At 50.1% G+C, this 12220-nt stretch carries 12 protein-coding genes; 5 read left to right on the top strand and 7 right to left on the bottom strand.

Annotated elements, in window-relative coordinates; genetic code table 11:
• Positions 1–99: 99 nt before the first annotated feature.
• Together BMW93_RS27830 and BMW93_RS27835 are read left to right on the top strand one after the other, a co-directional pair.
• A complete protein-coding gene (locus tag BMW93_RS27830) occupies positions 100–801 on the top strand; it encodes a 2OG-Fe(II) oxygenase (protein WP_090384193.1) in 702 nt (233 codons plus the stop codon).
• A gap of 32 nt (positions 802–833) precedes the next feature.
• Positions 834–1091 carry an Ada metal-binding domain-containing protein gene (locus BMW93_RS27835; RefSeq protein WP_090384196.1) on the top strand — a complete coding sequence of 86 codons (258 nt, stop codon included), beginning with the start codon at positions 834–836 and terminating at the stop codon, positions 1089–1091.
• Here the strand turns inward: BMW93_RS27835 and BMW93_RS27840 are convergent.
• The 3 genes from BMW93_RS27840 to BMW93_RS27850 form a co-directional block, all read right to left on the bottom strand.
• Positions 1083–1991, bottom strand: coding sequence for a DNA-3-methyladenine glycosylase (locus BMW93_RS27840; protein WP_090384198.1), 909 nt, complete (start codon positions 1989–1991; stop codon positions 1083–1085). The two genes, BMW93_RS27835 and BMW93_RS27840, sit on opposite strands and share 9 nt — an antisense overlap.
• 95 nt (positions 1992–2086) lie before the next feature.
• A complete protein-coding gene (holA, locus tag BMW93_RS27845; RefSeq protein WP_090384372.1) occupies positions 2087–3106 on the bottom strand; it encodes a DNA polymerase III subunit delta in 1020 nt (339 codons plus the stop codon).
• A 59-nt stretch (positions 3107–3165) separates the two neighbouring features.
• Complete coding sequence (locus BMW93_RS27850; protein WP_090384201.1) at positions 3166–3768, bottom strand: ACP phosphodiesterase; 603 nt, start codon at positions 3766–3768, stop codon at positions 3166–3168.
• Positions 3769–3865: 97 nt separating this feature from the next.
• Between BMW93_RS27850 and BMW93_RS27855 the strand changes: the two genes are divergently transcribed.
• Entirely contained in the window at positions 3866–4381 is a 516-nt protein-coding gene (locus BMW93_RS27855) for a peptidylprolyl isomerase (RefSeq protein ID WP_090384203.1), read from the top strand.
• 55 nt (positions 4382–4436) lie between these two features.
• Here BMW93_RS27855 and BMW93_RS27860 read toward each other — a convergent pair whose 3' ends face one another.
• The gene (locus BMW93_RS27860; RefSeq protein ID WP_090384204.1) at positions 4437–4922 is read right to left on the bottom strand and encodes a dCMP deaminase family protein; all 486 of its coding nucleotides are present in this window, start codon (positions 4920–4922) and stop codon (positions 4437–4439) included.
• A gap of 72 nt (positions 4923–4994) precedes the next feature.
• Between BMW93_RS27860 and BMW93_RS27865 the strand changes: the two genes are divergently transcribed.
• Complete coding sequence (locus BMW93_RS27865; protein WP_090384207.1) at positions 4995–6080, top strand: hypothetical protein; 1086 nt, start codon at positions 4995–4997, stop codon at positions 6078–6080.
• A gap of 2 nt (positions 6081–6082) precedes the next feature.
• On the opposite strand, the gene BMW93_RS27870 is transcribed toward BMW93_RS27865, so the two are convergent.
• The 3 genes from BMW93_RS27870 to BMW93_RS27880 are packed head-to-tail and all read right to left on the bottom strand — an operon-like array spanning position 6083 to position 10076.
• Positions 6083–7864 carry a ComEC/Rec2 family competence protein gene (locus BMW93_RS27870; protein WP_090384210.1) on the bottom strand — a complete coding sequence of 594 codons (1782 nt, stop codon included), beginning with the start codon at positions 7862–7864 and terminating at the stop codon, positions 6083–6085.
• A 6-nt stretch (positions 7865–7870) separates the two neighbouring features.
• On the bottom strand, positions 7871–9148 hold the full coding sequence (locus BMW93_RS27875) for a T9SS type A sorting domain-containing protein (RefSeq protein WP_090384213.1): 1278 nt from the start codon (positions 9146–9148) through the stop codon (positions 7871–7873).
• Positions 9129–10076: a PhoH family protein gene (locus BMW93_RS27880; RefSeq protein WP_090384215.1), complete on the bottom strand. Its 948-nt coding sequence runs from the start codon at positions 10074–10076 to the stop codon at positions 9129–9131. Before BMW93_RS27880 ends, BMW93_RS27875 begins: the two co-directional genes overlap by 20 nt.
• A gap of 247 nt (positions 10077–10323) precedes the next feature.
• Between BMW93_RS27880 and dnaB the strand changes: the two genes are divergently transcribed.
• Positions 10324–11943, top strand: coding sequence for a replicative DNA helicase (gene dnaB, locus BMW93_RS27885; protein ID WP_090384218.1), 1620 nt, complete (start codon positions 10324–10326; stop codon positions 11941–11943).
• Positions 11944–12220 lie beyond the last annotated feature (277 nt).

Raw genomic sequence — 12220 nt, forward strand, 5'->3', positions numbered from 1 at the left:
CTCATTCACTCATTAACTCATTAACTACGCAAGAATCAGGTTTCAGCAAGCGTAGCCGCGGGGTAATTTTGGTTTAAACAAATCAAAATACCACTTGCTATGATCAACATCGAAAACCTCGACTGGCCGTCCATTCGTGAAAACCTTCACCAGCGGGGCTATGCGCAAATTAATCAGGTCCTGAATGCAGAAGAATGCGAGAGCCTGATCGCGGAATACAGTAATCCTGCGCATTACCGCAAGACGATTGTCATGGAACGCTACCGGTTTGGGCTGGGCGAGTACAAATATTTCGCTTACCCGTTGCCAACGATTATCCAACGGCTGCGAGAAAGCGTGTTTCCCAAATTGGTGCCGGTAGCCAATCAATGGATGCAAGTGCTGAACAAAGAACAGCCCTATCCGGCTGATTTCGAAGAATTTCAGGAACGCTGCCAGGCCCAGGGGCAAAGAAAACCGACGGTACTTATCCTCCAATACGGCCAGGGCGGCCATAATACACTCCATCAAGATCTCTACGGCGAGCTTTTCTTTCCCATTCAAATGGTTTTATTTCTGAACGAACCCGGTGAGGACTATACGGGCGGAGAGTTCGTCATGACCGAGCAAATCCCGCGCGCCCAATCGAAGGCCATCGTTTTGAAGCCCCGGCGAGGCGATGCACTGCTCTTTACGACCAATTTCAGGCCCGTAAAAGGCAGCAAAGGATATTATCGCGTCAATATGAAACACGGCGTGAGCGAGGTACATGACGGCCGGCGATACACGCTGGGCATTATTTTCCATGATGCATTAAGCTGAAAATCAATGCATTTGCATTTAATCATATTGGCATGATCAGGCACGAAGAAATAGGCCCGGATACCTTCGCGACAAGCCGGAAACTGAAAGAAATGATCGATACCGGCGAAATCGCCGTCGCCGGGAATCGTAAACTGAAAATCTACGGGCAATTATCCTGTGGCTCAGGAAAGCGAATGAAACGCAGCAACCGGGTATTCTTCACAAGCGAGCGGGACGCGCTCGTACACGGGTACCGCCCGTGCGGGCACTGCATGCGCGAGGCTTACGTTAAATGGAAGTCAGACTAGCGGCTTTACGGCCAGACTTCTCCACAAATAGAAAGTAACGTAGGTCTCCCAGCCTGCGTAATCACGAAAAAACGCTTCGATTGTGTCCTTTTCACCACGCTCGGCGATGATACCATGACCAACGAGCGCATTCAACAAGCCGACATCCCCGTGCGGAATACCCTCTGGCGCGCGAAACGACTTCATGAGCACATAATTAGCCGTCCATACGCCAATGCCCTTGTGGGCAATTAATGCCTTCTGCCGCGCCTCAAAATCCGGTAACGCATCAATTTTCGAACGGCTCAGCGTACCGTCCGCAAATGCGCGGGCAACCCCGATCACGTACTCGGCCTTTTTCTGAGAAAACTGCATTTCCCGCAACACTGCTATTTCCGCATTAGCCAGCACCGCCGGTTCGGGAAAAATATGGAATACCTGGTTTTCCCATTCGATATGCCGGCCGTAGCGCTCTACCATGCGCCGTTTCATTTTATAGGCAAATGTGAGGTTGATCTGCTGCCCGATAATCGACCAGCAAAGCGCTTCGAACATATCGGAAATACCCATCAGTCGCAATCCGGCGAAGTCTTCCACCATATACGCCAGCCGGCTGTCCCGCTTCAAATGTGTATAAAATGGCGTAAGGTCACGACCCATATCGAACCATTCGTTCACGTACGCCATCAGATAATCATTGCACGCTGGGCTCGAAACGCCATCCAGCACATCGATTTTAAGAAAATTGCCCTGCTCGCTTACCCGAAAAAGTACATCGCCATAAGGCGTAGCTATGGCCTTGAAAACAGCATTTTCAGTCACGAAATGCAGACAATCGTCATAATTGCGGTTCAAAAACCAAAGGCATTCCGGGAAACTGAAAAGCGGAGGCGTTGGAATTAGAATAGTTTGCTGATGCATGTTTCTTATAATTTTGAATGAGTGAATGATTGAATGACCGAATAGCGGACTATTCACTCATTCACTCATTCACTCATTCACTCATTCACTCATAGTCAATGTACAATCTTGAAAACCAGTTCCCGCAGCAGCTCCCCTTCGGAAGTACTCGTGCCGTCTAGCCCTTTCAAGCGCCCGTCGCATTCACGCAGGTAATGGATAATGTTGGCGACCTTGCCCATTGGATAATTACGGGCGGCCAGCAGATAATCTTTAACGAAATAGGGATTGACGCCCAGCTCCACGGCCAGTCCTTTCTCGGATTTGTCGCGCGCGGCGTGTGTGAGGAGGAGTTTGGAGAAAAATCCAAACAGGATGATCAGCACCGGCGCCAGCGGGTTGTCTTTGGAATTGGAAGCGAAAAAGGCGGCTATCTGGTTCGCTTTCAGCACATCGCGGTGCATTAGCGCTTTCTGAAACTCAAAAACATTATACTCCTTGCTGATCCCGACAAACTTCTCGATCGTAGCTGCATCGATCCCCTCGTCCACGCGAAGGTTCACCATGATTTTGCGGATCTCGTTTGATAGTCGTTTCAGGTCATTACCAATGTTGTCGACCAGCATTTGCACCGCTTTCGGGCTGATTTTCACGCCCTCATGCTGACAAAATGAGGCTACCCAATCGGGCAGCTTGTTGTCATACATTTTCTTGGATTGCACCACTACCCCATTTGCATTACAGGCTTTCAGGTACGATTTCCGTTCGTCGGCATTGGCGTGGTAGCAAAATACCAGCACCGTGCTTGGTACAGGGTTCAATGCATAATCTTCCAGGCGCTGTTGCTGTTCCTTTTGTTCGATGCCGTTCAACCGGTGCGCCTCTTTTACGAGCACGAGCTGCCGTTCGGCCATGAACGGGAAGCGGCGTGCGTAACTAAGCACTCCCGCCACATCGGTATCTTTTCCGTAGAGCACAAACTGGTTAAACCCCCGCTCCGATTCCGGAACTACTTTATTTTCAAGCTCTTCGGCAATGGAATCGATGTAATAGGGTTCATCGCCGTGCAGAAAATACAACGGACGAAACTTCTTGCTTCTGAGTTCTTTAAGGATAATATCGGGTGTTTGTGCCATGGATTTGCAGATTGGGACCTGAATGTGGTCGGACATCAAATTTACCGTTCCGCGGCGACTTATGCCGCGTTTTCAGCGATAAATTGACCAGCCTGCCGACGTAATTCCGGAAAAAAAGAAAGGAACTTGGTGTAATAAAACTCCTCGTTCGCCTGCAAATCGCTCACAGCCGTGGAGATAGGCGCCAGAAACTCGGCGCGCCGCGAAAGCCTTTTAAATGTGGTATCGATACCGTCGAGCGTCGCGTACGTCGTGAGCCAATCCTGGCGGATCATCGAGCGCACCATGGGCACCATTGTTTCAGGGATAAAATGGCTGTTCCGTTCGATAACCGAATACATCCGGTGGGCATATATAAAGAGCGGCTCTTTATGATAATTTTCGAAGTTTTTGGCAAGGAAGTAATCAAAGTAAATGTCCATCACAATTCCCGCCAGTTTTCCCTGTGTAAGGGCCGCAACATCTTTGGCGTCCGACACTTCGGGATGCGTGTCCGTAAAGGAATCGATAAAACGGTGCAGTTTCAGTCCGATCACGTAATCGCGGTTCCAGCCAGCCGTTTTTTCATCGCTTAAACGCCCCTTAATGAAGTCACCGACATAGTTGCCCATCATCACCCCTTCGTTCTCCCCAGACAGCAAAATATGCGCTAAAAAATTCATCTAAATGACATTTTGACAAAATTCCCGTACGTTTGTTCCAGGACTCTTCGATGGAACAATTCTTGTACAACAACCATTATTTTAATCAAACTAGCAAATGAAAGTCGAAAAAAATAGCGTCGTCGCACTCACATATAGCCTCAGCATTCCGGACTCCGAAGGCGAGACGGACGTAGTAGAAGTGGTCAGCGAAAACGACCCGATGTACTTTATCCACGGCATCAGCGGCTTGCCCGAAGGCTTCGAAAATCAGATCCAGGGCCTATCCGCGGGCGATACCTTTGATTTTACGGTCGCCCCAGAAGAAGGTTATGGAGAATATGATGAAGAAGCGGTCGTAGATCTGCCCAAATCGGTTTTCCAGAACAGCGAAGTGGATCAGAACGAACTGCTGCAAGTAGGTAACATCATCCCGATGACCAACGAAGACGGCGAAAGGCTCCACGGCCAGATCGTCGAAATACAGGACGAGGTCGTGATCATGAACTTCAACCACCCGCTCGCAGGCAAGGAAATGCATTTTTCAGGCAAAATCCTGAGCGTACGCGCCGCAACGCGTGAGGAGCTCGATCATGGGCATGTGCATGGGACGGGGGGCGTTCATCATCATTAATGAGTGAATTTTGAATGAGTGGATGAGTGAATAATCTCAAAATTCATTCACTCATTCACTCATTAATACCGCTACGGTATTGCTCCACCTCCACCCCAAACCGCCTCAAAAACTCCACCCCCTCTTCCACCGCGATTCCTTTATAGGCGGCATACGAATGCAGGAAAATCACTTTTTTAATCTTCATCGTGTAGATCACCCTCGCGCAGGCGATACAGGGTGCGAGCGTGACGAAAAGCGTCGATCCTTCAATATTTGAACCGTTTTTAACGGCGAAAAGAATGGCATTCTGCTCGGCGTGCAATGCGAGCGAACAGCTCCCTTTCGCATCCCTGGGGCAACCTACCCCCGGAAATTCTTCATCACAGTTGTGCGTGCCCGCGGGAGGGCCGTTGTATCCGATCGAAATAATCCGTGTATCCTTCGTTAGCACCGCTCCGACCTGCGCTTTTATACAATGCGAACGCTTGGCAAGATTTTTTGCCAGGTCCATGTAAATGTCATCAAATTCCGGCCGCAAATTCGTTGTAGGTATTGTCATTCTCTTTTCAATCCAAAATTCAGGGTACAAACTTAGGGAAATGACGGCTGGATTCAACGCAGTTTGAAAAGTATGACCAAAAGCATTGCGCTACTATTTTTCCTGACCATGTTCTTTAACCCGCTTTTCGCACAGCAGGACAGGTCGGTTGTTACCCTTTCGAAAGATCCCGCAGGCCTTTTTAAATCCTATAAATTCTTCATTCAAAACGTCGAAGACCAGCGTCCTCAGCCCGGTGCTTCCCTAGGCAAAGTGATCGCATTAGGGAAGGAAATCCCGGCGGTATTGCCCGGCAGGGCCGAAAGTGAACTGTTCAGCTATTGGTCCTACCTCGCGCCCAAGAAAGAGCAGGCGTATTTGCCGCTTTATATTACGATTAAAGAGCTGTCTGTCAACGAAAAACGCGTCGGGCCGAACAGGGTCACCGGTGAGGTAAGACTGAATCTCCGATTCAAATGGTACCGGGACATGCAGCCGGTGGAGCTTACCGGTTACCAAACGGCGGCTAACTATACGCGCCCCGAAACTGCATTTACGCATGACAAATTGATCAAACAGCTTGTCGATCAAGCATTAGGCCATTTCCAAAAATGGATGACTGCCAATGCGGGCAAAACGCCGGCACTCGCGCGCAATCTGGTGCTGACATTCAAGGAAATCAACAATACCGCTTCGGAGGACACTGTTTTTTACACTCCCAAACGACCACTGATCTGGGACGATTTCAAAGTAAGGAGCGGCAAACCCGGCAGCCGGTACGCGGCGGCGGTATTTACCAGTTTTGGCTACGAGGGGCGCTCCTACCCGAAGGACGAGGACCTGGTAGTCGAAATCGGTTTGAAAATATTCATGGTTAAAAGCATGTCATGGGGACGGCCGGAATCGCGTAATGCGGGCACATTGCGCCATGAACAGATTCATTTCGACATTACGAGGCTGGTGGTCGAAAAGTTTAAAGAACGGCTCAGAAAGGCCGAATTGACCATTGAAGATTATGACAGTGAAATTCAATATCAGTTTCTCGAAGCCTTCCGCGAAATGAATCGCGACCAGGAACAGTACGACGGCGAAACCGGCCACGGGCTGAATGCAGGCGCCCAGGCCGCCTGGGACAAGAAAATCGCCGGACAGATCGAAGCACTCTATTCGGTTCAATAATCCTAAGGTGCCGTTACGTGGATAATGTGCTGAATTTCATTATCTACCGCATAATTCTTTATATTAAAATCAAATGCGCGGGAATCGGCCGCAAACGCTTTATCGCTCAAAAGGTAAAGCGCATTCCCCGATTTGAAACCCAGTACCACGTGCTTCGGAACCTGAAAACGCACAGGCCCGGTGGTTGAATAGGAATTTAAAGTATTTGTAATTGAAACAGTTACAAAGAAAAGTATACAAACAGCCGCTAATTTCAAGTAACCCAGCGAGCGTGAATAAAGCGCATACCAGACAAGAAACATGGTGCCATAAAGCAAAACCACTTCCATTAAATTCAAATGCAGGTTTTCCAGTAAATACCCCGGCAATGCTCGCGGAATTGAAGCCGACCAGTCTGTAAGCCGCGCCGAAAATGTCACTATCTCGCCTGCCAGCCAGGCCAGCCATGAAATCCCCAAAAGACTGACGAGCAACAATACCAGTGCCGCCGGCAGGAGGATATTCGTAAACGCGACCACGAGCGGATTGACGAGCCAGAAATACGTCGGGAACTGATGGAAGTAGAAAAGACTAAGCGGAAATGTGGCAATCTGCGCCGCAAATGCCAACGCACTTACCTGCCAGACAAACCTCATAAAGCGATTGCCAGGTTTAAAAATGCCGTAAATCGATTCGTAGAACAGGAAAATGCCCGCCATTGCAAGGTAGGACAGTTGAAAACCGACATCATAAAGCGCGCAGGGGTCCACCAGCAGAATGATAAGTGCCGAGAACGCCAGTGTATTCATTGGATAATGCTTTCGTTCAGCCACTTCCGCAATTACCAGCACCATGCACATCAATGCGGCACGCTGTACAGAAGGCGGCAATCCGGTAACCAGCGCGTAAAAACCCAGCAACACGGCCATCAGCAGCAGGTAGATCCATTTCCCTGAACACCAACGTTTCAACCAGCCAAAAGCCGCTCCAATGGCCAGAAAAATAATGGCCACATGCATTCCGGAAACCGAAAGAATATGCACGGCGCCGGAAATCACATAGTCGCCTACCTGCTCCTGTGCGAGATCGTCGCGGCGCCCAAGCAACATCGCCTTCACGAGCGCGAACGCGTCCGGATCGCTAATGTGCGCGCGAAAACGGCCTTCCGCCCATTGTGACACACTTTCGGGCCAGTAAGAAGGTTTTGCTTTCGAATGAGTGGAAAGCAACTTGTAAGAACCCGTGTTCACAAATGCAGTCACGAGAATGCCCTTATTGCGCAAATACTGGGAATAGTCGAACTGTCCGGGGTTTTGTGGCGGAGCGGGCGGCTCTAACCGGCCATGGATGATGAGCACGTCGCCCGGTTGCGGGACGGCGGAAAGGCTATCCGGCAGATAGATCAAAGCTCTCGCCGGATAGTCAGTCCAGTGATTTCCGTTACCGAATTGTTCGGTATTAACTTCAAAACGAATGGAGTTGCTTCGTTTTTCAGGTATTGTCGTAACCCTGGCAGTATAAGAGGTGTATTTCAATGTATGCAGTAAGACGAGCTGCTTGTCTTTTTCCACCTCAACCCGCATTTTAATACCAGCTCCCAGCAGGAACATCCAGATCGCCAGCCCGATCGAAAAGCCCGTTTGATGACCAAACCGATACAGGAGCGCGCATCCGGCCGTCGCAAGCCCCCCTGCTATTAATACAAAAACAACCGGCATACCCACGGTCGTACGCAATGCGTCGCCCGCCAATATGCCGGTTGCAAGGAATAATACTACGCTGACAAACGGAGCGCGTGAAAGCATGTATGTTTATCGTACAACAAAACGTTTCGTGATTGTCTTGGCAGGGGTTGTTACCTTGTAATAGTACAAACCACTGGGAAAGTTTTTAACGTTGAGATAAGTACGGTTGACGGCATCTTCCGTCACTTTCTGGCCTTTCTGATTGTAAACGGAGACGGTATAATTCTCAAAATTCGGGGTAAACACATTGGTTGTCAAGGTTTCACGTACCGGATTAGGGTAAATTTCAACCACAAGTTCGCTGGTGGAAAGCCGGGAGTACTCTACCATTTTCGCGCGTCTCGGGCTTAGGGCCAGCACGGCATGCATCCGTTCCTTCTGGTCGTTCGTGAACACACTCATACAGACGTCCGGCGAATAATCCATGTAGTTTTCAATCATATTACGCGTCGTTACTGTCCCGCTGCATAGCGAGTATACCGGGGAGCACGTAATGTCGGTTGTCTCGTTCTTGGTATTGGCCCGCGGCGTATCCTCGCAGTAATCCGTGCCGCAGGTAGCGTCGCCCCAAATGTGGATAAGACCCAGCCAGTGGCCTACTTCGTGGGTGGTAGTGCGGCCCAGATTGTAAATACGGCTGGTAATCGCATCGGAATTACGGCCAAAATAGCGGAAATCGATAATCACACCGTCCGTCAATGCGTCGATTTCTCCGTTTTCGGCGGTAGCAAGGCCCGCGGTGCGGTCGTTGAGCTCGGTTACCACGGGAAATTGCGACGTTCCCAGGTACCGGTCGTTCAGCCGCGTGACCCAGATATTCAGGTAACGATTTGTAAACCAGGCTGGTGAAATATCGGCCAGGTCATCGGCATCGGTAATGGGACTGAATTGAGAGGTCGCATTGTAGGTCCGTACCACCGAAACCAGTTTGAAACGGATGCCTGTGTCGACACCCAGTGAATCGGTATAATAGCCTTTATAGCCGGATGTATTGCCGTAATCTTCGTTCAGCACATCGATCTGGCTCTGGACCTGCGCGTCGGAAATGTTGCCGTTGCCCGCTCCGCCGATTACATTGTCGGCACGGTTGTGCACCACGTGCACCACAACCGGTATTGTAACCGTCTCGCTCGCGCCCGTGCGTGCACCCCTGATCGACCGCACGTAGTTCTGGATTGCCTCTTCCGAGTGCATCCGCAGATTCCGTAGCGACGGGTTTTTCAGGAGCCGCACGGAATCCCGTTCCGTGCTCGCGCATCGCGTAACGGCTGAATCCTGCGCCCTTCCGAGCGCAGAAACCAGCAACAGGCCAGCCAGCAGCAGGCTATTTCTCCGATTTTTCATAGGCAGCAAGAATGTCCTTCACCAAACGGTGCCTTACAACGTCCGAACCATCCAGTTCCACGAAACTAATGCCCTTAATACCCTTCAAAACCGTTAACGAATCGATCAGACCCGATTTCAGGTTTTTCGGAAGGTCGATCTGCGACTTATCGCCGGTGATGATCGCTTTCGAGCTCGGGCCCATCCGGGTCAGGAACATCTTCATTTGCATCGGCGTGGTATTTTGTGCCTCGTCGAGCAGGATGAATGCGTTGTTCAGCGTACGCCCACGCATGTATGCGAGCGGCGCAATTTCGATTACCCGGCTTTCCAGGTACAGTTTCAGTTTTTCCGGCGCGATCATATCATCCAGCGCGTCATAAATCGGGCGCAGGTAGGGATCGATTTTTTCTTTCAGGTCGCCGGGCAAAAAGCCGAGGTTCTCGCCTGCTTCTACCGCCGGGCGGGTAATGATAATTTTCCGTACTTCCTTGTTTTTCAATGCCCTAACTGCAATGGCAACGGCGGTGTAGGTTTTACCCGTACCGGCCGGACCGATCGCAAACACCAGGTCGAATTTACCGGCTTGTTCTACCAGCAACTTCTGGTTCGTTGTTTTGGCTTTTACGACAAGGCCCTTGTTACCGTAGAGGATCACGTCATCGTCGTCCTCGCCCGTAGCTACGGGCATTTTCGAGATCCCGTTCAGGTACCCCTTGACGTTGTCGTTCGTTATTTTTCCATACTTCTGGTAATGGGCCAGAAGTGAGTCGATTACATCTGTGATTCGGATAATTTCGGGGGCAGTCCCCTGGATGCGGATCTCGTTTCCGCGTGAAATGATTTTACTTTCGGGGAAAGCTGCGGCGACTTCCTTGATATTCGAGTTGTGGATCCCGAGAAAATCGACCATGGATACGTCTTCGAGTGTGATGATTTTTTCCAGCAAATGAATCAGTGTTTAATGTTTGTCTATTGTTTGTAAAATTTAGTAATAATAACCAACATTTGTAAAACATAATCGTCGAAAAAACAATTAATCTGCCAAATACGAAGTCAAAAAATAAGTGTTTTCCGACCAAGTCTTTCATTATCAGACACGCACAAAAATGTCGTGTGGCAGAAAAAAATTTAATACGCCAAACTCCCCGCCGTCGCTTTCGTTGAAGGCCTCCAATGATTAACTTTGTCTTAACATGGAAAACGAAAAGGCATCAAATAACTACCCCAGGAGCGGCTCCAAAACCGGCAACGGTACCAAGCGGGCATTCGCTCCGAGAACGCCATCCAACGATCAGAATTTCAGCAAATTACCACCTCAGGCCATCGACCTGGAAGAGGCGGTTTTGGGTGCCCTGATGATCGAAAAAGATGCCCTCACGGCAGTGGCGGATATTCTCCGTCCGGATAGTTTTTACAAGGAGTCTCACGTCCGCATTTACAGCGCGATCGTCACCCTCTTCGCAGATTCGGAGCCGATCGATATGCTCACGGTTACCGCCAAGTTACGCAGTACCGGTGAGCTCGAACTCGTCGGCGGGGCGTCGTACATTATGGAGCTGACCAGCAAGGTCAACTCCGCGGCCAACATCGAATTCCATGCCCGCATTATTTCGCAGGCCTACATTAAAAGGGAGCTGATCAAAGTATCCTCCGAAATCCAGCGCGAGGCTTACGAAGATACGACCGACGTTTTCCGTCTTCTGGACAAAACAGAACAGTCGCTCTTCGCGATTTCGGAATCCAATATCAAGAAAAACTACGCCGATATGGGCGCGCTCATGCGCCAGGCCCTGGCCGAACTCGATCAGAAAAAAAATAACAAGGACGGTCTTACCGGCGTACCATCCGGTTTCAGCGCCCTCGACAGGCTGACTTCCGGCTGGCAGAAAACGGAATTGATGATCCTCGCGGCACGTCCCGGTATGGGTAAAACGGCATTCGTCGTTTCCTCGCTCCGGAATGCGGCGGTGGATTTCAATATTCCTGTGGCGATATTCTCTCTGGAGATGTCGTCGGTACAGCTCGTCAATCGTCTGATTTCCGCTGAGGCTGAGATCGATAGTGAAAAAATCCGTAAAGGAAGCCTAGCACCGCACGAATGGGAGCAGCTGCACCACCGCATTCACCGGCTGACCAATGCCCCCATTTATATTGACGACACCCCTGCCCTTTCGGTCCTCGAACTTCGGGCCAAATGCCGCCGTTTGAAAGCGCAGCACGACATTCAGATGATCGTAATCGACTACTTGCAGCTCATGACCGGCGATACGGGCGGCAAGAGCCCGGGTAACCGCGAACAGGAAATTGCGATGATCTCACGATCGTTAAAAAACCTGGCAAAAGAACTCGATGTACCGGTAATCGCCCTGTCGCAGCTCAGCCGCGCCGTGGAAACGCGTGGCGGTGAAAAACGCCCGCAGCTCTCCGATTTGAGGGAATCCGGGTCTATCGAGCAAGATGCCGATATGGTAATATTCCTGTACCGACCTGAATATTATGGTATTACCGAAGACGAAGCAGGTAACTCGGTAGCGGGTGTGGGTGAAGTAATTCTGGCTAAAAACCGTGCAGGTTCGCTTGATACCATCCAGCTCCGCTTTATTGGTAAATACACCAAATTTGCCGACCTCGATTCAGGCTTCACCCCTGCCCCATTCTCGATCGACCGCCCTATCCAGACCTCGAACCCGATATCTTCCTTCGAAAGCCAGGCCAAACCAACCGCGCCACCCATGGGCGGAACCCTCCGCAGCCGTGCCAACGACCTGAGCAACTTCGATTACAAAGGGCCCGACAGCGAGCCTCCTTTTTGATACGCTATTGATTTGAACAATATATGAAAGGCCGGAAATGATCGCTCATTCCGGCCTTTCTTTTGTCATTTATAGTGAGGTGTTGTCATTTTTGGTCAGATGTTGTGATTGGCGGGTTTACGTAAAAATTGGGAGATGTTGTGATCGTAGGATATACATAAAAGTTAGGAGATGTTGTGATCGTAGGATATACGTAAAAGTTAGGAGATGTTGTGATCGTAGGATATACGTAAAAGTTGGGCGTAGTCTATGACTGCGTCCGAGTGTGTGCCGGTCT

It is taken from the genome of Dyadobacter sp. SG02, from assembly GCF_900109045.1.
Classification (GTDB): domain Bacteria; phylum Bacteroidota; class Bacteroidia; order Cytophagales; family Spirosomataceae; genus Dyadobacter.

Bases quoted from the DNA above. Each gene is read 5' to 3' on its own strand.
- BMW93_RS27830 (WP_090384193.1), top strand. From the start codon at position 100: ATGATCAACATCGAAAACCTCGACTGGCCGTCCATTCGTGAAAACCTT.
- BMW93_RS27835 (WP_090384196.1), top strand. From the start codon at position 834: ATGATCAGGCACGAAGAAATAGGCCCGGATACCTTCGCGACAAGCCGG.
- BMW93_RS27840 (WP_090384198.1), bottom strand. From the start codon at position 1,991: ATGCATCAGCAAACTATTCTAATTCCAACGCCTCCGCTTTTCAGTTTC.
- holA (WP_090384372.1), bottom strand. From the start codon at position 3,106: ATGGCACAAACACCCGATATTATCCTTAAAGAACTCAGAAGCAAGAAG.
- BMW93_RS27850 (WP_090384201.1), bottom strand. From the start codon at position 3,768: ATGAATTTTTTAGCGCATATTTTGCTGTCTGGGGAGAACGAAGGGGTG.
- BMW93_RS27855 (WP_090384203.1), top strand. From the start codon at position 3,866: ATGAAAGTCGAAAAAAATAGCGTCGTCGCACTCACATATAGCCTCAGC.
- BMW93_RS27860 (WP_090384204.1), bottom strand. From the start codon at position 4,922: ATGACAATACCTACAACGAATTTGCGGCCGGAATTTGATGACATTTAC.
- BMW93_RS27865 (WP_090384207.1), top strand. From the start codon at position 4,995: ATGACCAAAAGCATTGCGCTACTATTTTTCCTGACCATGTTCTTTAAC.
- BMW93_RS27870 (WP_090384210.1), bottom strand. From the start codon at position 7,864: ATGCTTTCACGCGCTCCGTTTGTCAGCGTAGTATTATTCCTTGCAACC.
- BMW93_RS27875 (WP_090384213.1), bottom strand. From the start codon at position 9,148: ATGAAAAATCGGAGAAATAGCCTGCTGCTGGCTGGCCTGTTGCTGGTT.
- dnaB (WP_090384218.1), top strand. From the start codon at position 10,324: ATGGAAAACGAAAAGGCATCAAATAACTACCCCAGGAGCGGCTCCAAA.